Annotated in this window: 18 protein-coding genes and 1 riboswitch; of the genes, 4 read left to right on the top strand and 14 right to left on the bottom strand. The window is 54.2% G+C overall.

Features of this window, described 5'->3' with window-relative positions; all coding sequences use genetic code 11:
• Positions 1-18: 18 nt before the first annotated feature.
• The 5 genes from astA to fabV form a co-directional block, all read right to left on the bottom strand.
• Positions 19-1,050, bottom strand: a complete 1,032-nt coding sequence (astA, locus tag ACT3RP_RS06070) for an arginine N-succinyltransferase (protein ID WP_483393449.1) — start codon at positions 1,048-1,050, stop codon at positions 19-21.
• Positions 1,050-2,114 carry an arginine N-succinyltransferase gene (locus ACT3RP_RS06065; RefSeq protein ID WP_483393448.1) on the bottom strand — a complete coding sequence of 355 codons (1,065 nt, stop codon included), beginning with the start codon at positions 2,112-2,114 and terminating at the stop codon, positions 1,050-1,052. Before ACT3RP_RS06065 ends, astA begins: the two co-directional genes overlap by 1 nt.
• Positions 2,115-2,152: 38 nt before the next feature.
• Complete coding sequence (locus ACT3RP_RS06060; RefSeq protein ID WP_483393447.1) at positions 2,153-3,367, bottom strand: aspartate aminotransferase family protein; 1,215 nt, start codon at positions 3,365-3,367, stop codon at positions 2,153-2,155.
• Positions 3,368-3,483: 116 nt separating this feature from the next.
• The gene (locus ACT3RP_RS06055; RefSeq protein ID WP_483393446.1) at positions 3,484-4,461 is read right to left on the bottom strand and encodes a GlxA family transcriptional regulator; all 978 of its coding nucleotides are present in this window, start codon (positions 4,459-4,461) and stop codon (positions 3,484-3,486) included.
• A 182-nt stretch (positions 4,462-4,643) separates the two neighbouring features.
• Positions 4,644-5,855, bottom strand: a complete 1,212-nt coding sequence (fabV, locus tag ACT3RP_RS06050; RefSeq protein WP_483393445.1) for an enoyl-ACP reductase FabV — start codon at positions 5,853-5,855, stop codon at positions 4,644-4,646.
• 190 nt (positions 5,856-6,045) lie between these two features.
• Here fabV and ACT3RP_RS06045 point away from each other — a divergent pair, with 190 nt between their 5' ends.
• On the top strand, positions 6,046-6,432 hold the full coding sequence (locus ACT3RP_RS06045) for a DUF7079 family protein (RefSeq protein ID WP_096278706.1): 387 nt from the start codon (positions 6,046-6,048) through the stop codon (positions 6,430-6,432).
• An 18-nt stretch (positions 6,433-6,450) separates the two neighbouring features.
• Here the strand turns inward: ACT3RP_RS06045 and ACT3RP_RS06040 are convergent, their stop codons facing one another.
• Both ACT3RP_RS06040 and ACT3RP_RS06035 read right to left on the bottom strand, forming a co-directional pair.
• Entirely contained in the window at positions 6,451-6,942 is a 492-nt protein-coding gene (locus tag ACT3RP_RS06040) for a glutathione peroxidase (protein WP_441684488.1), read from the bottom strand.
• Between the two features lie 60 nt (positions 6,943-7,002).
• A complete protein-coding gene (locus tag ACT3RP_RS06035) occupies positions 7,003-7,620 on the bottom strand; it encodes a LysE family translocator (RefSeq protein ID WP_096278702.1) in 618 nt (205 codons plus the stop codon).
• Positions 7,621-7,823: 203 nt separating this feature from the next.
• Between ACT3RP_RS06035 and ACT3RP_RS06030 the strand changes: the two genes are divergently transcribed.
• Entirely contained in the window at positions 7,824-8,558 is a 735-nt protein-coding gene (locus ACT3RP_RS06030) for a YebC/PmpR family DNA-binding transcriptional regulator (RefSeq protein WP_096278699.1), read from the top strand.
• Positions 8,559-8,573: 15 nt separating this feature from the next.
• Here the strand turns inward: ACT3RP_RS06030 and ACT3RP_RS06025 are convergent, their stop codons facing one another.
• Positions 8,574-9,410: a mechanosensitive ion channel family protein gene (locus tag ACT3RP_RS06025; RefSeq protein WP_096278697.1), complete on the bottom strand. Its 837-nt coding sequence runs from the start codon at positions 9,408-9,410 to the stop codon at positions 8,574-8,576.
• A gap of 38 nt (positions 9,411-9,448) precedes the next feature.
• The gene (locus ACT3RP_RS06020; RefSeq protein ID WP_483393444.1) at positions 9,449-10,594 is read right to left on the bottom strand and encodes a hypothetical protein; all 1,146 of its coding nucleotides are present in this window, start codon (positions 10,592-10,594) and stop codon (positions 9,449-9,451) included.
• Between the two features lie 166 nt (positions 10,595-10,760).
• Here ACT3RP_RS06020 and ACT3RP_RS06015 point away from each other — a divergent pair, with 166 nt between their 5' ends.
• A complete protein-coding gene (locus ACT3RP_RS06015) occupies positions 10,761-11,027 on the top strand; it encodes a hypothetical protein (RefSeq protein WP_096278693.1) in 267 nt (88 codons plus the stop codon).
• A 100-nt stretch (positions 11,028-11,127) separates the two neighbouring features.
• On the opposite strand, the gene ACT3RP_RS06010 is transcribed toward ACT3RP_RS06015, so the two are convergent.
• From ACT3RP_RS06010 to ACT3RP_RS06000, 3 genes are read right to left on the bottom strand one after another with little or no spacing between them, the layout of a single operon-like run.
• Complete coding sequence (locus ACT3RP_RS06010; protein WP_483393443.1) at positions 11,128-12,135, bottom strand: zinc-dependent alcohol dehydrogenase family protein; 1,008 nt, start codon at positions 12,133-12,135, stop codon at positions 11,128-11,130.
• A gap of 52 nt (positions 12,136-12,187) precedes the next feature.
• Entirely contained in the window at positions 12,188-14,074 is a 1,887-nt protein-coding gene (locus ACT3RP_RS06005; RefSeq protein WP_483393442.1) for an ABC transporter ATP-binding protein, read from the bottom strand.
• A gap of 50 nt (positions 14,075-14,124) precedes the next feature.
• Positions 14,125-15,165 (bottom strand): AbrB family transcriptional regulator, encoded by a 1,041-nt coding sequence (locus ACT3RP_RS06000; protein WP_483393441.1) that lies wholly within the window; start codon positions 15,163-15,165, stop codon positions 14,125-14,127.
• Between the two features lie 219 nt (positions 15,166-15,384).
• Positions 15,385-15,555, top strand: a riboswitch (FMN riboswitch).
• Between the two features lie 100 nt (positions 15,556-15,655).
• On the opposite strand from ACT3RP_RS06000, the gene ACT3RP_RS05995 reads away from it, so the two are divergent.
• The gene (locus tag ACT3RP_RS05995) at positions 15,656-16,132 is read left to right on the top strand and encodes a 6,7-dimethyl-8-ribityllumazine synthase (protein WP_444625223.1); all 477 of its coding nucleotides are present in this window, start codon (positions 15,656-15,658) and stop codon (positions 16,130-16,132) included.
• Between the two features lie 108 nt (positions 16,133-16,240).
• On the opposite strand, the gene ACT3RP_RS05990 is transcribed toward ACT3RP_RS05995, so the two are convergent.
• Entirely contained in the window at positions 16,241-17,101 is an 861-nt protein-coding gene (locus tag ACT3RP_RS05990; protein ID WP_096278683.1) for a PA4780 family RIO1-like protein kinase, read from the bottom strand.
• A 65-nt stretch (positions 17,102-17,166) separates the two neighbouring features.
• The gene (gene dbpA / locus ACT3RP_RS05985) at positions 17,167-18,600 is read right to left on the bottom strand and encodes an ATP-dependent RNA helicase DbpA (RefSeq protein WP_483393559.1); all 1,434 of its coding nucleotides are present in this window, start codon (positions 18,598-18,600) and stop codon (positions 17,167-17,169) included.
• Between the last annotated feature and the right edge of the window lie 52 nt (positions 18,601-18,652).

Below are 18,652 nucleotides of genomic sequence, written 5' to 3'. Positions count from 1 at the left end.
TGCTTATTTTTGCAGGATTTAGGTTTCCAGTAAGCGAATGAAGTCACCGGTGGTGACACCCAGTCGGCTTGCTTCCTGCTCACTAAGCACAATGATGTTGTCATGCGTCGGCGCACGGCCTATCCAACTGGCAGTAAAGTTGAGCATTTGGATAGTGGACGCAAGCCAGCGGCTGACGCTCTCTTGCGGGGCGCTGGATGAAACGTCTACCTGGCACAGCCGCGAGTTGCGGACCGCACGCACGTCGTCGATATACGCCTCTACCGTCGGGCCACCATCGAAAATATCGATATAGCCTTCCCAGCGCAGCCCTTCTTTGTTGAGCATTTCTAGTGCGGGCCGAGTATGGCGATGCACTTGACCAATGCAGGCACGCGCCTCTTCAGCCATAAACGTGGTGTAAATCGGAAACTTCGGCATCAGCTCACCGATAAAGCTCTTCTGTCCCAAGCCCGTTAGCCGATCCGCTTCATTGAAATCCATGGGAAAGAAGTGTTTTCCCAGGCTTTCCCAAAAGGGGCTTGTGTTGTTCTCATCAAACACGCCGCGCATTTCCGCCAGCACTTTGGCGGGAAAGCGGTCACGGAACTGGGCGATAAACAGCCAGCGTGCTTTGGAGAGCAGAGCTCCGTTGCGTAAATGACGATTGGCTTCGCCACGGTATTCAGGACGCAGAAACAGCGAACACACTTCCGCGTCGCCTGTATGGTCAGAACTTAAAAACAGCGTGTCGATGGTGCGGTGTAGATCCAACTGAACGGAGGAGTGCGCCAGCGTACCCAGCCGATAGTTATAGAAGGGCACTTCGCGACCTACTTGCCCCTCAATCGCGCAACATCCAGCCAGTTCGCCGCTCGCCTCATCTTCCAAGACGAAAAAGTAGAGGCGATCATCAACCGGAGTGCGCTCTTCAAAGGCGCGGGCGGCGGCTTCAATTTTACCGGCAAGGAATTCACGGTTATCCGGCAACGAGGTAAAGCCAACGCCTGCCTGCTGCGCAAGCGCCTGAAGCCCATCTAAATCATCACGGGCAATGGGTCGAATGCGCATTACATTTCTCCTTCATCAAGCGCGTCTACCGCGGTGGGTAATGTCAACGGCGCGGCAAGCACCGCTCGCCCTTCGGTGACACCCAGCCGCTCAGCGTGCTCAGGAGACAGCATTAGCTGACCCGTCGGCGAGAGCGCATAGCGCGACACAATGCAGCGAAACTCGCCGAGTTTTTGATTGGCGACCATCGCCGGCTCAGCATCGGGCAGCGCATGTTCAGGGCGAATGCGCACCGGATGCCAGGCAGCACTACGAAAGGTTTCCAGCCGCTCGCGCTCCGCTTTTACAATCGGCCCAGCGTCAAAAATGTCTACGTGACGAGAGCGCACAAAGCCCTCTGCCAACATCTCCTGTAGCGCCTCTTCATGAGCCGGATGTTCGCGACCAACAGCGGCCCGTGCTTGAGGCGTAAGCAGCGGCAAATAAAGTGGAAATTGAGGCATCACCTCAGCGATAAAGCTTTTCGAGCGCACTCCCGCCACGTGATTAATATCTTGAAAACTGCGGGCAAAAAAGTGCCGTCCTACACTCTCCCAAAAGGGCGATTCACTACGCATATCCAAATAGCCTGGAAACGCCACGGCTAGAATGCGCGAAAAGCGTTCGGGGTACTGAGCAATAAACATCAACCGCGCCCGGCGTAGCAGGCTTTCTGCACTGGTGCCCTTGTAACGTGGGTTAAGCGAAAAAGCACACAGCAAGGTGGCATCTGACACTTCATGAGAGAGCGCGAGTGTCTGCACTTCACGGCGCACGTTGAGCTGCTGGGAGGCGTGAATCAGCGTTTCTTGACGATAAGTATAATAGGCTTCACTGGCGCCAGCCTGGGCGCGAATAGTGGCCGTACCCAGCACCTCCTCCCGGCTATCGTCCGCTAACACAAAGGTATAGTGCTCATTTTCAGGAAACTCAACGTCACCACTAAACGCATCCAAAGAGCGCGCAATGCGCTCCTGAAGTCGCTCACGGTTAGCAGGCAGGTTGGTTAGCTTAGGCACGGCTTGCTCAGCTAACTGCTCCAATGCGTTGAGGTCCGTCGCCTTAACGGGTCGCACTACCAGCATTCTCGACGCCCCCTCGGTTAACGCGGCCTGTGGCTCACTCATGCTGTCGTAACAAGCCGCGCAATGGCACGCTCTAAGCGCGCCATACCTTCAGCAATATCTGCCTCAGGAATCACCAGCGAAGGCGCCATTCGCAGTACGTTAGGCCCAGCGATTAGCGCCATTAAACCTTCCTCAATGGCCAGCGGCAGAATCTCTTTAGCGCGGCCCTCAAAAGCATCCGACATTTGAGCGCCGATCAACAGTCCCATGCCGCGTATTTCTTTAAACACGCCGTGCTTGCGATTAATGGTTTCTAAATGCTCACGGAAAAGATCGTGGCGCGCTTGCACGCCTGCTAGAACGTCTGGAGTATCGATAAATTCGACTGCCGCCAACGCGATGGCAGAACCCAGCGCATTACCGCCGTAGGTTGAGCCATGGGTGCCAAAGGCTAATGACTTGGCGACTTTTTCAGTTGCCAGCATCGCTCCTACTGGAAAACCACCGCCTAGCGATTTAGCACTCGTGAGAATGTCCGGTGTTACGTCATAGCGCTCGTAGGCGTAAAGCGTCCCGCAACGACCAACGCCGGTTTGCACTTCATCAAAAATCAGCAGGGCATTGTGCTGATCGCACAGGTCGCGAAGGCCTTTCAAAAATGCGGGGGTAGCCGGCAGAATACCACCCTCGCCCTGCATGGGCTCGACCATCACCGCGCAGGTATCGTCGCCCATTAAGGCGCGAACGCTTTCCAGGTCATTAAATTCAGCGTGCAAAATGCCGCCAGGAATCGGCCCAAAGCCCTGCGAGTATTTGGGTTGACCGCCAACGCTAACCGTAAAGAGAGTGCGGCCATGGAAAGACTGATTGAAGGAAATGATTTTGTCTTTCTTTTCGCCGTGGTGATCTACCGCGTAGCGACGAGCTAGCTTCAGCGCCGCCTCGTTTGCCTCTCCTCCTGAAGAGCAAAGGTAGACTTTGTCAGCGAACGTGCGTTCTACCAGTTTTTTAGCAAGCTTAAGGGCAGGCTCATTGGTGTAGATATTGGAGAGATGCCAAAGCTTTTCACCCTGCTCTTTAAGCGCATTAACCAGCACAGGATGACAGTGGCCTAACGAGTTCACCGCAATGCCGCCGGCAAAATCGATGTATTCACGCCCCTGCTGATCCCATAGTCGGCTACCTTCGCCGCGCACCGGAATAATCTGCTGCGGTGCATAGTTAGGCGTCATGTATTGATCAAAATCATGCCGAGTTGGAATGGTGCTCATGGGGCAAACTCTCCAATAGAATAATGGGGTAAAAACAGTATAAGGCGCTGACGTGGTTATCTGCTTTCAGCAATGTGACAGGGAATTATGAATAACCACGCTTGGTTTTATGCACGCTAAGCCAAACGCTCTTCTCTTGGCGTCATGCCAAAATGGTTGCGATAGGCGGTTGAGAAGTGTGCGCCGGATGAAAATCCTGTGGCAAAGGCGATATCGCCAATCGCGCGATCGGTTTCGCGCAGCTGCTTGCGTGCCTCTTGCAAACGCAAATCCAGATAATAGCGGCTGGGCACTGCCTGGAGATATTTCTTAAATAGCCGCTCTAACTGGCGGCGAGAAATACCCAAATGCTCAGCCAGCTCAAGAGTCGAAAGCGGCTCCTCGATATTGGCTTCCATTAGCGTCACGGCATCGACCAAACTTTGCGGGGCATGCCCCAAGCGGCTGCGCAGCGGCACGTGCTGGCGCTCATCGGCTAAGCGAATGCGGTCGCAAACAAACTGCTCAGACACCTGTTCTGCTAGTCTCGCCCCGTGATGCTGACCAATCAGCGTGAGCATCATATCCATGGCAGCGGTGCCGCCCGCACAGGTCAGCCGGTCGCGATCAATTTCAAACAGCTGCTGGGAGAGCGTTACCTGTGGGTATGCCTGGGAAAAAGCCTCAAAACGCTGCCATGGAAGCGTTGCTCGGTATCCTTCTAGCAACCCGCAGCGCGCCAGCACTTCCGTGCCACCGGCCAAACCGCCTAAAGATACGCCACGGCCTTGATGACCTCTCAGCCATTCGTTGAGCTTAGCGGGCAAGGTATAGGGCAGCGGCGTAGGCGCACAGATCAAGAGCAGATCGATAGGTTCCGGTGCCTCGCTTAACGCATGCTGAGCCAGCAGCGAAAGCTGAGCACCGCTGCGCACCGGCTGACTATCCATGCTTAAGGTGGCGGTGTGGTAAAGCATTTGGCCACTCAACTGGTTGGCCATTTGCAGTGGTTCAATAGCGCTGGCGTGGGCCAATAACGAAAAGCCCGGCAGCAGCAGAAATGCGACCCGCCTGCGGATCACATTAGGCTGCGCCATTAGCGCGCTAGGCTGCATGATAAGTCACTGAGCTGCATGAAGAACCGCCATCAACTGGATGAAATGCCTATCTTACGCAATTACGCAGTGGAGAGCAGCGTTCTGCCCTCTATCGCAAAAAAGTGACGCATCAATGCAAATTGCCGGGCACAGGGCCCGGCAATAACAGCATCAAGCAAACACGTCACAAGGCCTAAGGCTTACAGACTGACGACATCAAACTTAACTGCCGGGCTGACATCGGCGTCGTAATCGACATCGCTACGCTCAAATCCAAATAGCTTCAAGAATTCGTGTTTGTAACCCGCATAGTCGGTAATGTCGAACAGGTTGTCGGTCGTCACTTCCGGCCAAAGGTCCTGGCAGGCTTGCTGCACATCGTCACGTAGCTCCCAATCATCTAACCGCAGGCGGCCGACCTCATCGGTGGCAAACTCGCCGCGCTTACCTTGTTCGGAGTAAAGCTGCTCACCGAACAGTCGATTCAACTGGTCAATGGTGCCTTCATGCAGGCCCTGTTCTTTCATAATGCGATAGACCATCGCGATATACAGTGGCATAACCGGAATCGCCGCGCTCGCCTGAGTGACTACTGACTTGAGCACCGCAACATTGGCACCGCCGCCGCTAGCCTTCAGGTGGCTATCAATAGCCGTCGCGGCGCGATCCAGGTCTTCCTTAGCTTTACCCAGCGCACCGTGCCAGTAAATCGGCCAAGTGATTTCGGTGCCAATATAGCTAAACGCGACGCTGCGAGCGCCTTTCGCCAGCACGCCCGCTTTATCTAGCGCGCTCATCCACAGTTCCCAATCTTCGCCACCCATGACGGTAATGGTGTCGTCAATCTCTTCCTGTGTTGCCGGTTCCACTTCTGCTTCGATGATCGCATCTTTATTGGTATCGATAGCCGTAGCGCGGTAGGTTTCGCCAATCGGCTTAAGGCTGGAGCGTTTCAGCTCACCGGTATCCGGCATTTTACGAACGGGCGATGCCAGCGAGTACACCACCAGATCAATCTCGCCCATATCTTGCTTAATCAACTCAATGGCTTTTTCCCGCGCTTCGTGGGAGAACGCATCGCCATTGATGGAATTGCTGTACAGGCCTTCTTGTTTAGCGAATTTATCGAAGGCAGCACTGTTGTACCAACCCGCGGTGCCAGGCTTGACATCAGTAGCAGGCTTTTCAAAGAACACGCCCAGCGTGTCAGCACCATAGCCAAACGCTGCGGTAATACGCGCGGCCAAACCATAGCCACTCGATGCACCAATCACGAGCACCTTTTTCGGGCCGGCGCTTTTATCTAAACCGCGGGCACGAGTAGCCTCAATCTGCTCAAGCACATTTTGCTCACAGCCCACCGGGTGGGTAGTCGTACAAATAAAGCCGCGCACCTTAGGTTTAATAATCATCTCGAACCTCGTTATCAGATTAATTTGGTTATCGACATCGCGATGTCGTGACTCAATGGAGCTATTCTAGCTGTCTCCGTGCGCGCTGTCCGCTCTTGCGCTATTGTCCGCGCTTGAGATCACCAGAGTTTCGCGTCACGATAGCAGTTAACGTCCTTATGCCAGCAACGACTCCCCATACGAGGCCACCATGAATGCACAGCAGCTAGTAGACGAACGCGGCGATCTTTGGCTAGCGTTAGCGCCGCTGTGGCTTGACCGTGAGCCCAGCGAACGGGACTACTCGCGCATGCTGGACGTCGTGCAACGCTACGAGATGTCGCTTAAAGAATTGGAGTGGATGTTTCGTTTGGAAATGGCGCCGGTCATGTCGCGTCATCAGCTTTCCATTGCTAGCGAATGGCGCCAATTTAACGACCGCAAGCTCATGCAGCAGCTGGTCAACCACAACTTGCGCCTAAAAGGCTGGCGGCGTAAAAGCTGGGCGTTGTTTTCAGGATTGACCACCATGATGGTGCGCCACCGCCTGAATGCGCTAATGAACCGACTTGCCGTTGTACGGGGCGAACAGGTTTAACGCATTTATACCGCCACGCTACGGGTAAGATTCATCTAAGGCTTTTTCCAACGCCAACCGCAATGGGCGCCCGTGGTCACGCGGGCCAAAGCGAGCAATGACGTTTCCATCGCGACCAATCAAGAACTTAGTGAAATTCCACTTGATCATTGGCGTCCCCAGTACGCCTGGCGCCTGATGTTTTAGCCACACAAACAGCGGATGAGCACGACCACCATTCACATGCACCTTCTCTAGTAGCGGAAAATTGATCCCATACTGCTGTTCGCCAAACTGACAGAACGCCTGGGCATTCTCCGGGGATTGGCGCCCAAATTGATTGCATGGAAATCCCAGCACGGTAAAACCACGATCACGATAGCGCTGATAAAAGGTTTCCAACTCTTTCAGCTGTGGCGTGAAGCCACATTGGCTAGCCACGTTGACCACCAATAATACTTGGCCACGCAACGCCCGCAGATTGAACGGTTTCCCTTGGTGGGTATAACAGTCTTGGTCGTAAATCGTCATTAAATAGGCCCTACAAACACCTTAAACGGCATAGCGATTACCATGCCACGGCTATTCTGTTTACACCAGCGGCCCGGCAACCACTCTCAGCGCCAGCACGATGAGCAGCACGCCGGTAATACGATTAATCCAGTGGGCATTCTTTTGCAACCAAGGCAGAATCCTTGAATGCGAAAGCACCACCGCAACAAGTACGTACCAGCCACCGTCAATCACCATCGCGGTCAGCACAATAATCGCTTTCGCCAACGCACTCATGTCGGGGCTAACAAACTGACTGAGCAGCGCAACAAAAAACAGGATCAGCTTAGGGTTTCCTAACGCGACTAGCACGCCCTCTTTAGCCGCCTGCCCTCTGCTCGTCGCCATGGCAGCCGGGTGCAAAGCGCCTGCTTTTCCGGCGCGCAGCGCTTGAAACCCTAGCCAGGCTAAGTAAGCGGCGCCGCACCAGGTGATCAATTGGAACAGCATCGGAAAACCGGCAATCAACGCGCCTAGCCCCCATACTGTCAGCAGTGCGTAAAACCCCACGCCGAGCGTATGAAAGATAGCCGCTATCACGCCAAACAACCGCCCGCCGCCTAGCGTATGGCGTAGCACTAATGCCAAACTTGGTCCTGGCGACATCGCCCCCATGGCGCAGATAGCGGCTAATGATAACCAGAGTGTCAGCGGCATACCGTTTTATTCCTGAGATCAAATGTCAGCCCATGGGGGCAAACCACGAGTATACGACAGGTGAGGCCTGCTCTTTGGCGAGCGGCTTAAATAACGCTGTTAGCATGGTACGCTGTTGGGTAAAATTTGCTCTTTGAGCTCTTTTCACATTTCAAAATACCGCCCGTTCAATGCGCGTGGTATGGCTAACACAGGACGGCAACATGGGTAGGGCTTTTCAGAACCGTAAGGAATCCATGGCCAAAACGGCCGATGCGAAGACCAAGGTCTATAGCAAATATGGACGTGAAATTTACGTTTGCGCTAAAGCGGGTGGCAGCGATCCTAATGGCAACCTTGCACTGCGCGGCTTGATGGAGCGTGCCAAAAAAGATCAGGTTCCTTCCCACGTTATTGATAAAGCGCTCGACAAAGCCAGCGGTGCAGGCGGCGAAGATTTCTCTACCGCGCGCTATGAAGGTTTCGGGCCAGGCAATGTCATGGTGATCGTTGACTGCCTGACCGACAATCCTAACCGCACCTTTGGCGATGTTCGCGGCTGCTTTACCAAAACCAAGAGCAAAATTGGCACGCCCGGCAGCGTGAGCCACATGTTCGACCACTGCGCTATTTTCTCGTTTAGCGGTAGCGATGAAGAAGCCGTATTGGAAGCGCTTATGGAAGCAGATGTTGATGTCACTGACATTGAGCAAGAAGCCGAACGCATTACCGTCTTTGCCCCGCACACTGATTATGCCAAGGCCAAACAGGCGCTGTTAGACGCTTTCGGTGAGATTGACTTTGAAGTTGACGAAATTCAATTTCTGCCGCAAACCACCACGCCGGTTGAAGGCGACGACGTGGCGCTGTTTGAAAAGTTCTTAGGCATGTTGAACGAGCTGGATGATGTACAAAATGTCTTCCACAGCGGCGAGCTGCCAGAGCCCACCGAAGCTTAAGCGTTAGCCAGCCAGTCAATACGTTGACTGCGCAGCGTTGCGGGCATCCAGGGTAGCATCAGGTGGTAACAATGCTGACCGGACGCCTGCCGCACTGAGCACTGTCTTACCGCGCACGGTTAGGTCGGTAATAAACAGAAACTGCTGACGTGGGTCTACCGGGTAGGCGCGTATCCGGTAGTGGGTGCCCCAGGGCTTCTCTTCAGCCACGACGATGATCGGTTGGTCGAACTTCAAGTAGGCGCTGGTGAGCGCTACATCGCGCAACGCTTTGCGCACCCAGCCCGCCTCATGCTCAGGATGAAGATAAAAACTCGCCACGCACTGCAAACTGGTGCCGCCGTTATTGGCATTATAAATGGCGTGATCCCATAGCTTTAAGTGCGGCACCGCGACTAAATCATCATCGGGCGTTTGGATCTCGACAGTGCGCAGCCCTACGTGCTTGACCTCGCCATAGGTGCCTTCAATGTTGACCCAATCCCCAGGGCGATAAGGTAGCTCAATGGCCGAAACGACTCCCGCAATTAGGCTACTGACGTAGTCCTTCATAGCAAAGCCAATGGCTAAACCCAGCGCACCCAGCAGCGTTACCATGTTGCGTAATGACGGCTCGATAATAATCGGCGTGACAATCGCCAGCGCAGTGATCAGCACAAACAGGCGCGTTAGCGGCACTAATGCAAATATTCGAAAGCGGACCTGCCCGTGTAAGCGCGAAGCCAGCCAGTTGAGCCCACGCTGGCTGACAATAATCAGCACAATGGCACTTAACAGCACTAGCCCCACGGTAATTAATGCTTGGCTATCGATATCGTTAAACAGTCTTGCGTACTTTTTTTGGTCGTCCATGGAGCCCTCCGTGGGCCTGCCGCTTAGCGAGAGCCGGCTTAAAGCGAATCGACCAGATAATTGCGCGATTCTAATAATTGGCGAACGCTAGCGTAGCTAAGTGGGGCGATCTGCCAACGCCCTTCCCAGCTTGAAACGATCCCTTTACGCTGCAGCGCCAGCCGTGCATTCAGCGCTTCGTGATGTGAGAACGGCAGCACCTCTCCCAATGACTGATCATCCAGACCACCGTGAATCAATAGCGCATGCAGCACGAGCGTTGCGATATCGCCAGTATCCGCAGGCAGCTCCGCATCGGCCAGCGCATCCACCAGCCACAGCGCCTGTGTCTCACCTGACGATGGCTCACGCAGCCGTTCGTGCCAGTAGTGCCAAGCAATGCCTAAATGCCCGCGGCAATGGGCTGCCAAGCGCTGTAGCTCTTTATGCGCAGCCTGGTGGCGCTTTGTTTCTAGCGCCGGCAATATCTGCTTGCCGGTCCGAGTGCTGTAGACAGACGGATACTGGCCATCGCTTGCGCTGATATTGGAAAAATAGCGTGTTAGCTGTTCGCCTTGCAGCGACTGCAGCGTAAATACCGGCGCCCCGTCGATCCCGATCACCTGCTGAAGATAGGCATAGGTCCAGCTATCGCACCCAATCACACCGTGTCCTAAGCGACCACTTAAGGCACGCTCAAGAAATTCACGAATACTTTGAATACCCTGCGTGTGGCGTAAAAAATGCCGTTCTAATGCAGGCACTGCCCAGCTTTTCTGGTTCACGCAATGCGCTATCCACTGCGTATCGCCTTTGGCAAGCTCACTAAGCGTTGGAGGCTCGACGCAAACGGCATGATGCTGCTTAGCCCAATGGGTGACCACAGAGGCGTGACCGCCATGTGGCGGCGTAATAAAAAACGTGACCGGCGCGTCCTGAGCGTCAAGTGCCTGCGCTAACATGCTAGCAGCGGGCGCCCAGTCAACCGGAGGCACTAAATGAGCCAGCCTAATCTCGGGTAAGGAGCGCAGCTCATGCTCCTCTTTTACCTGCTGTTCTGAGGTTTTTTTACCGATTAACCACTTTGAAGCGGAACGCCAACTACGTCGCCACTGGCTCGCCTGCGTCTTTTCGGGGGGACAAAACTGATCCAGCGCGACCACTTCCCACAGTGGCGAGACGCCTGTTGATGAGTACTCCCCCATGACACTTTCCCTATGGCTGCGTAAGTCATCACTTTAGCACGATGCACTCAGCTTCTAACGGCACACGAACTTATGGTCTAAAATAAAGTCTTCATAGACAGGCCATTAAGGTACCTAGCGTACGGATGTATTTTGCCATAGCGATTGCGAGCTAAAGGAGCAAGCGATGAGTGTCGTTCATGTCAGTGAAGAAGAGCTGCACGATAAAATAGGCAAGTGTATTGCTGGGGAACGGCTACTGATTGAGCAGCATGGCAATCGGTTTAGTGCCCGAATACAGCACGCTACGGCAGCAGGCGTGAAGGTGATCCCAGACACCGAGATCAAAAACAGCCACAAGTCATCCGGCGATGTAGAAGGGATGACAGTAGCCTATGAAGATATACTTGAGCTTGAAGTAAAAGGCGTCGTTTACAGCCGTTTATTAGATTAATACCCGTTCCTGCACGCCTTGAACCAGTAGCAAGGCGTGCAGGATCTCAATGAGCCTTACTGTTTTGAAACATCAGCATGTTTTAAAACATCAGAATATCTTAAAACGTCAGGCAAATTTTCCCAAAGTGTTTTCCTGATGCCTGATGTCGAAAGGCGTCCGCGATGTCGGCCAGCGGAAACTCGCGATCAATCACAGGGTGCATATCCAGGGCTTCCAGCGCACGAATCATCTCAATTTGATGCCGACGACTGCCTACGATCAGCCCTTTAAGACTGGCTTGCTTGGCCATTAACTTGGCGGTCGGAACCTCACCTTCACGGCCGGTCAATATGCCAATCAGCGCAATCTTGCCTCCAATTTTTACCGCATCGATCGACTGAGACAACGTACCGCCCCCCCCCACTTCAACGATATGGTCAACGCCTTCCCCGTCGGTGAGCTCTTTAACGCGCTTACCCCAGTCAGGTGTCTCTTTATAGTTGATAGTGTGTTCAGCGCCCATTTCCTTCAGCCGTGCCAGTTTTTCGTTGGACGATGAGGTGGCGATGACCCGCGCGCCCATCATTCGCGCGAACTGCAGGGCAAAGATTGATACACCGCCGGTACCAAGCACCAGAACGCTATCACCCGCTTTGATATTGCCATCGACCACCAGTGCCCGCCAAGCGGTTAAGCCTGCGGTGGTCAAGGTAGCCGATTCAGCATGGCTATAGCCCTTAGGCTGGTGAGTGAACCACTCAAAGGGGCGTACAACCTGCTCTCGCGCATAGCCGTCCATGCCGTCGCCTGGCGTCGTACGGAAATCGCCGACTCGCGCGGGGCCTTCCAGCCAGTAAGGGAAGAAGGTAGACACCACGTGGTCGCCCGCGGCAAACTCCGCCACGCCCTCGCCGACTGCCTCAACAACGCCAGCACCATCCGACATGGGAATGCGCTGATCTTCGGTGGGAATCATGCCGGCGACAACCGCGTAGTCATGAAAATTCAGCGAGCTTGCGTGCAGACGCACGCGAATCTCACCTGCCATCGGCTCACCGGGCGCATCCATCTGCTGTACGTTGAGGTTATCTAACCCACCGGGCTGCTGCAGTGTAATGACTTGCATCGTCTACCTCCCTTGCAGCGCTCGCTGCTAGTGATTTGATATAAAGCACACGTTAAGACGCATCACTTTCCGACACGTCTAGGCCTAAAAAGCCACCGGACTGACGTTGCCATAAGCTTGCATAGATGCCGTCTTTCTCCAGGAGTTCCTGATGCGTGCCGGTTTCGACAATGCACCCTTCATCCACGACGATCAATCGATCAAGCATGGCAATCGTGGACAGGCGATGGGCAATGGCAATGACCGTTTTACCTTCCATCAGCGTATCCAGCTGCTCTTGAATGGCGGCCTCCACTTCTGAGTCCAATGCAGAAGTTGCCTCGTCGAGGACCAGAATCGGCGCATTTTTAAGCAGCACTCGGGCAATAGCAATCCGCTGACGCTGGCCTCCTGACAGCTTAACGCCCCGCTCACCCACGTGGGCATCTAACCCTCGACGCCCTTTCGGATCGACCAGCTGATCAATAAAGGAATCGGCATGGGCGCGGCATACCGCGTTCCAAACATCTTCATCGTTAGCCTGCGGACTGCCGTAGCGAATATTGTCGCGCAGCGAGCGGTGTAGCAGCGAGGTGTCCTGTGTCACCATGCCAATCTGATGGCGCAAAGACGTCTGGGTTACTTGGGCAATATCCTGCCCATCAATTAAAATACGCCCACCCTGTACGTCATAAAAACGCAGCAGCAGGTTAGCAAGCGTTGACTTGCCCGCGCCGGAGCGGCCAATCAAGCCGATTTTTTCACCCGGAGCAATGGTGAGATTTAGCCCATCAAACACGGTTTTACTTTCACCTTTAGCTTGGTCGTAGCCAAACCGCATCGCTTCAAAGCGAATCTCACCTTGGGGGACTACTAATAACGGTGCATCAGGCGCGTCGCGCACCGTTGGTTCCTGGGCGATAGTATTCATGCCATCTTGTACGGTGCCGATATTTTCAAACAGCCCGGCCACTTCCCATAAAATCCAATCAGACATAAAGCGAATACGCATCACCAGCGCAATCGCGATCGTCAGCACCCCCAGGGAAATAGCTTCCATGTACCAGGCGCTAATAGCCATGGCCGCCGTGCCCACCAAAAGTGCTGTGTTCAGTAGCGTCAGCCCGACACTCATAATCGTGACCAGGCGCATTTGATCATGCACCGTCACCATAAAGCCTTCCATCGCATCACGCGCGTAGCGCTGCTCGCGCTGAGTGTCGGCAAACAGTTTGATGGTTTGAATATTGCTGTAGCTGTCGACCACACGGCCGGTCATTTGCGCGCGAGCATCGGCCTGAGCCATCGAAACGTCGCGCAGGCGGGGCACGAAGAAACGCATAATCGCTAAGTAGCCGACTAGCCAAAGGCCAAGCGGTATCAGCAGCAAAAGGTCTGCCCGCCCGAGCAAAAAGGCGGCGCCGGTGAAATACACAATGGCATAGACCAGCAGGCCCATCACCTTTGTGACCGTTTCACGGATCGCCAGCGCTGTTTGCATGACTTTTTGCGACACCCGCCCAGAAAACTCATCCTGATAAAACGCTAGGCTTTGGCTAAGCATATGGCGATGCGAAAGCCAGCGGCCAATCATCGGGTAGTTCCCGAAAATACTTTGATGAGTCACCAGCGACTGCAGCAGCACGAGCAGCGGCAAACCGACCAGCATTAAAAGCCCTAAGCCTGCCAACCACAGGCCATTTTCGGCCCAAAAGCCCGCTCGCTCAACGTTACCCAGCCAATCCACTAGCTGGCCCATGTAGCTGAAAAAAACCACTTCGGCACCCGACACCAGCGCCGTAAACAGTGTCATCAGCAGCAGCAGCGGCAGCATTGGGCGCGAAAAATGCACAATAAAGGGCATTAAGCCCTTGGGCGGTGTTTTAACGTCGCCTTCAGGATAGGGATTAATCCGCGTTTCGAAGTAGCGAAATAGCGGTTTTAAAACACGCGATAGCATGAGTCTTCCTTACGTTACTGACGTTGATTTTAACGGTCTTTGCTGATGTCTTAAGAAGCGGATCGGCGCATTAACCAGCGCGCCCAAAAGGGTGCAATGATCATTAGGGTCACCATTCTCAGCAGATGGTGGAAAGCAACGAATACTGGATCAATATTGAGCGCGACGGCCAAAATCGCCATTTCGCCAATTCCCCCCGGTGCCAGCGCTAACAGCGCTACGTCGCGTCCCACACCCAATATTTGATGAATCAGCTCGGCAAATAATGCCAGTACGGCTAATGCTAGTAGGGTTGCAATGCCCGACTGCCACAAATAGCGCGCTAGCAACTTGCGCGTCATGCCTTGAAAGCGCGAGCCAATAGCACTGCCCAGCACCCAGAGCATTACATTCATTCCCCAGCCCGGTAACACAAGGCTGGCGATATCAAAACCGGACAATAGAGCTGCCATTAATAGCGGTGCCAGCAGCGCTGAACTAGGGATTCGCAGAAAGCGACCTAGCGGCAGCACAAGCGGTATCGTCAATAGCATCCAGCCATGTTCTAAGCCGCTATGGACTGGACCAACGCCCTCCCCGCCATCGCCAGAGGCCCAAAACAGTGGCGGTAAAAAAAGAATAACCAGGATGATACGCAGCGACTGCGACACCGCGATACGCTGAGGGTCTCCACCGCATTTTTCACCCAATAGTATCATCGCCGTCATAGCGCCGGGGGCAGCTCCAAACCACGCACTGACAGGATCAAATCCACAGCGCCTATACCAGGCGGCAGCCACTGACGTAGAAGCCGCGACTCCCAATAGCAGTAGCCCAGCGGACACTGGCCAATCGACCACCCGATGCGCCAACTGTGGCGTTACTTGGCTGCCTAGCACCATGCCCATGATAGCTAAGAAAATATTGCGGACCGGCTCAGGTACTGCGACCTTCACACCTTGAGATGAGACCAGTAAATTGGCAATAAGCGGGCCCAGCATCCAGGCTAGGGGTAGCCCTGTCAGTTGAAAGGCGGTGCCGCCGACCACGCCAACCGCTAACGACGCTGCCAGCCCTTTGACGCTCCCTGCATTTATCTGGATATCCTTCACGCCAACTCCCTTGGTTCCAAAACGTTACTCATCGCTACGCAATCATTAACCTGCTAAGCGTAACCGTCAGTTTACCACCGACAAGGCCATTTGGGGCTTTAGGACCGCGCGCGAACCACCCTCTTACGCCCGCATAAGCGGATGCAAAACGTAATTTTTGGCGATGTCATCTACACACAACGTGCAGCACGCGTATAATAAGCAGCTGCCATTAATGGCAAACTTTCTCAGGGCGGGGTGCAAGTCCCCACCGGTGGTAATGCCGCTTAAATCGTCATTGCGGATAAGCCCACGAGCGCTCAGCTAGCTAATCGCTTTTAGTGGCTGAGGTCAGCAGATTCGGTGAGATTCCGGAGCCGACGGTCATAGTCCGGATAAAAGAGAAGGTTTCCATGCTGTGCGTATGACAGTGCCTATTTTTAATAGGCCTGGACGTGTGCCGTTGGATTCCTAATGCCCTGATTCTGGTAAACAATCCAAAAGGATAACCATGAATCAGACCCGCGTTTCTTCATCACCTCGCATTGCCTTTATCGAAGCCTCCTGGCATCACGATATTGTCAGCCAAGCCCGAGACGCATTTATTGCTCAGCTGTCGAGCCAGCATGGTTTTGCCGCAGAGCAAGTAGAGACCTTCCAAGTCGCAGGCGCTTATGAAATTCCGCTGCAGGCAAAACTATTAGCCAAAACGAAGCGCTACGCGGCTATCGTAGGCGCGGGATTTGTTATTGATGGGGGTATCTACCGCCACGACTTCGTCGCTCAAGCCGTAGTCGAAGGCATGATGCACGCGCAGCTGGAAACTGAAATCCCAATTCTTTCTGTTGTGCTGACGCCGCATCATTTTCATGAACACGCCACCCACCACGATTTTTTCCACTCCCACTTCCGTGCCAAAGGAAAGGAAGCGGCTGATGCCGTGGTGATGACGCTCAATAATCATCGGAAAATTCATGAGCTAGCGTAGGACACAGCGCCTATTAACATTCTGGCCTGAAAACGCTGGGCAGCCTTATAGGGCTGCCCACTTCAACGTCTTAGCTCTGTTACGTCTTAGCTCTGTAAATATGATCGCTCAATACTCGTCATCATCGTCATCACGCATACGTTCTTGACGCTCGGCCTCTTCCTCTTTGGCATCGTCTATCACTTCCATCAATTCATCCACGTTGGCAATGTGATTATCGAAATCAAAGTGGCCGGTCAGCTTGCTATCGGGATGCAGCTCGCCTGATTCATACAGTGCCCACATCTCTTTGCCATAATGGGTATTCAGTAGCGCGGGGGCATACTGACCAAAATAGTTGCGCATATTATCGACATCGCGATAAAGCATGGCAGCGGCACTGTTATTACTGGCGGCGTCAACGGCTTGAGGCAAATCGATAATCACCGGGCCGGTGGCATCCACTAGCACGTTAAATTCCGACAAGTCGCCATGAATTAAGCCCGCACACAGCATGCGTACTACGTCTTGAATAACCTTGGCGTAGTAGGTTTCGGCCTGCTCTGGAGTCAGCGTGACTTCATCTAAGCGCGGGGCAACGTTACCGTCGGCATCGCTGATCATTTCCATCAGCAGCACACCGTCTACAAAGCCGTGGGGCTCGGGTACGCGCACGCCCGCTGACGCCAGGCGATAAAGCGCGTCAACTTCCGCGTTAAGCCATGCCTGTTCCTGCTCTTTCTGACCGTAACGTGTTTTCTTCGCCATCGCTCTTGAGCGGCGGCTGTTACGCTCTTTACGCCCTTCTTGGTACTGTACCGCCTGTTTAAAGCTACGCTGCTTGGCCTCTTTAAACACTTTCGCACAGCGCACATCGTCACCGCAGCGCACTACGTAAACCTGCGCCTCTTTGCCGCTCATTAACTGCACCAGCACCTCATCGATCATTCCATCATCGACCAGCGGCTGTAATCGTTTAGGGATTTTCATGGTTAGCTGCGTCGGCTCCTCTTTACTCTCTGTATCGTTGCCATCTACGTTCAGTGATTATTGGCTCAATAACGAATACGACGAACGCGGAAAGCCCGCCCTTTTAATTTATCACGCTCAAGCTTGGCCTGAGCTTGTTGAATCACATTGCGCTCAACCGCGACATAGGCACTGCGGGCGAGCACTTTAATTTTACCCACTTGATCACCGCGCAGCCCACCCTCACTGGTCAAAGCGCCCAGAATATCGCCAGGGCGAAGCTTATCTTTCTTGCCACCAGCTAGCTGCAGCGTCGCCATCAGCGGCTCAAACGGCACCGACAGCTGAGGTTTGGGGAGTGGCTCAGTGGCAAGCGGTTGCTGCAGTAACACTTCCAGCTTTTCCAGCCGGTAGCTTTCTTTCGGGGTCACCAGCGTGCAGGCAATGCCGCTGGCACCGGCGCGCCCGGTGCGTCCAACTCGATGCACATGCACATCAAGCTCACGAGCAATTTGGTAGTTAAATACGGCGTCCAGCTGTGCAATGTCTAAGCCACGAGCAGCCACGTCAGTGGCCACCAGGATAGAAGCACTTTGATTGGCAAACAAAATCAGTATGCGATCGCGGTCTTTTTGCTCTAAATCACCGTTGAGAGCTACCGCGCTAAACCCGGCGTCCGTCAACTGCTCAGCCACTGCCTGAGTCTCACGCTTGGTATTGCAAAACACAACGCTGGTGGTGGGTCGATAGGTCAGCAGCAGCTGGCGAAGCGCCTCAAATCGCGCCTCTTCATTTGCCACCGTATAAAAGTGCTGATGAATAGTGCGCGCATCGTGCACCTCGGCGATTTTCACCGTCACCGGGTCGCGCATAATGCCACGGGTCATCTCGGTTAAGCCGCCGGACGCCTGCTCGTCCGGGAACGTCGCGCTAAATAGCAGCGTTTGGCGCGAAGCGGGCGTGTCCGCAATGATGTCATCGATGGTTGCCTGGAAGCCCATATCCAACATCCGATCCGCTTCATCCAGCACCAGCATGGCAAGGGAATCCAGCATCAGCGAGCCTTTGCGCAAGTGCTCATCAATGCGTCCCGGCGTACCCACCACGATGTGCGCGCCGTGTTCTAAAGAGCCAAGCTGGGGACCGAACGGCGCACCACCGCAAAGCGTCAGCACTTTCACATTAGCCATACCGCGGGCCAACCGACGTAGCTCTTCTGCCACTTGGTCAGCGAGCTCACGGGTTGGGCACAGCACTAACCCCTGCACAGCAAAGCTTTCTACTTTCAACGCTGCCAGCAGCGCCAAACCGAATGCCGCCGTCTTACCTGAACCCGTTTTCGCCTGCGCTAGCACATCGCGCCCGGCCAGCATCGGCGGCAGGCTTTGCGCCTGCACCGGCGACATTTCATGGTAGCCAAGAGATGCAAGGTTGCTCAGCAAAGCTTTCGGCAACGCTAACGAGGAGAAAGAAGAGTCAGACACGATATTACCTTGCTTGGGCCACAGGTGTGCGGCCATCATAAATACAGTGCGCGCCCTCTGGAGGGCAGTCGACGCACACAAACGTTAC

Source organism: Halomonas sp. AOP5-B2-8 (assembly GCF_052376475.1).
Taxonomy (GTDB): Bacteria; Pseudomonadota; Gammaproteobacteria; order Pseudomonadales; family Halomonadaceae; genus Vreelandella; species Vreelandella casei.
This window is presented reverse-complemented; position numbering and strand designations above follow the sequence as displayed.

Excerpts from the sequence above, each read along its gene's own strand:
- ACT3RP_RS06040 (WP_441684488.1), bottom strand. The coding sequence starts at position 6,942 with ATGACGATTTACGACCAAGACTGTTATACCCACCAAGGGAAACCGTTC.
- ACT3RP_RS06035 (WP_096278702.1), bottom strand. The coding sequence starts at position 7,620 with ATGCCGCTGACACTCTGGTTATCATTAGCCGCTATCTGCGCCATGGGG.
- astA (WP_483393449.1), bottom strand. The coding sequence starts at position 1,050 with ATGCGCATTCGACCCATTGCCCGTGATGATTTAGATGGGCTTCAGGCG.
- ACT3RP_RS06015 (WP_096278693.1), top strand. The coding sequence starts at position 10,761 with ATGAGTGTCGTTCATGTCAGTGAAGAAGAGCTGCACGATAAAATAGGC.
- ACT3RP_RS06025 (WP_096278697.1), bottom strand. The coding sequence starts at position 9,410 with ATGGACGACCAAAAAAAGTACGCAAGACTGTTTAACGATATCGATAGC.
- ACT3RP_RS06045 (WP_096278706.1), top strand. The coding sequence starts at position 6,046 with ATGAATGCACAGCAGCTAGTAGACGAACGCGGCGATCTTTGGCTAGCG.
- ACT3RP_RS05990 (WP_096278683.1), bottom strand. The coding sequence starts at position 17,101 with ATGAAAATCCCTAAACGATTACAGCCGCTGGTCGATGATGGAATGATC.
- ACT3RP_RS06060 (WP_483393447.1), bottom strand. The coding sequence starts at position 3,367 with ATGAGCACCATTCCAACTCGGCATGATTTTGATCAATACATGACGCCT.
- ACT3RP_RS06020 (WP_483393444.1), bottom strand. The coding sequence starts at position 10,594 with ATGGGGGAGTACTCATCAACAGGCGTCTCGCCACTGTGGGAAGTGGTC.
- ACT3RP_RS05995 (WP_444625223.1), top strand. The coding sequence starts at position 15,656 with ATGAATCAGACCCGCGTTTCTTCATCACCTCGCATTGCCTTTATCGAA.
- fabV (WP_483393445.1), bottom strand. The coding sequence starts at position 5,855 with ATGATTATTAAACCTAAGGTGCGCGGCTTTATTTGTACGACTACCCAC.
- ACT3RP_RS06055 (WP_483393446.1), bottom strand. The coding sequence starts at position 4,461 with ATGCAGCCTAGCGCGCTAATGGCGCAGCCTAATGTGATCCGCAGGCGG.
- ACT3RP_RS06065 (WP_483393448.1), bottom strand. The coding sequence starts at position 2,114 with ATGCTGGTAGTGCGACCCGTTAAGGCGACGGACCTCAACGCATTGGAG.
- ACT3RP_RS06010 (WP_483393443.1), bottom strand. The coding sequence starts at position 12,135 with ATGCAAGTCATTACACTGCAGCAGCCCGGTGGGTTAGATAACCTCAAC.
- ACT3RP_RS06030 (WP_096278699.1), top strand. The coding sequence starts at position 7,824 with ATGGGTAGGGCTTTTCAGAACCGTAAGGAATCCATGGCCAAAACGGCC.
- ACT3RP_RS06005 (WP_483393442.1), bottom strand. The coding sequence starts at position 14,074 with ATGCTATCGCGTGTTTTAAAACCGCTATTTCGCTACTTCGAAACGCGG.
- dbpA (WP_483393559.1), bottom strand. The coding sequence starts at position 18,600 with ATGGCCGCACACCTGTGGCCCAAGCAAGGTAATATCGTGTCTGACTCT.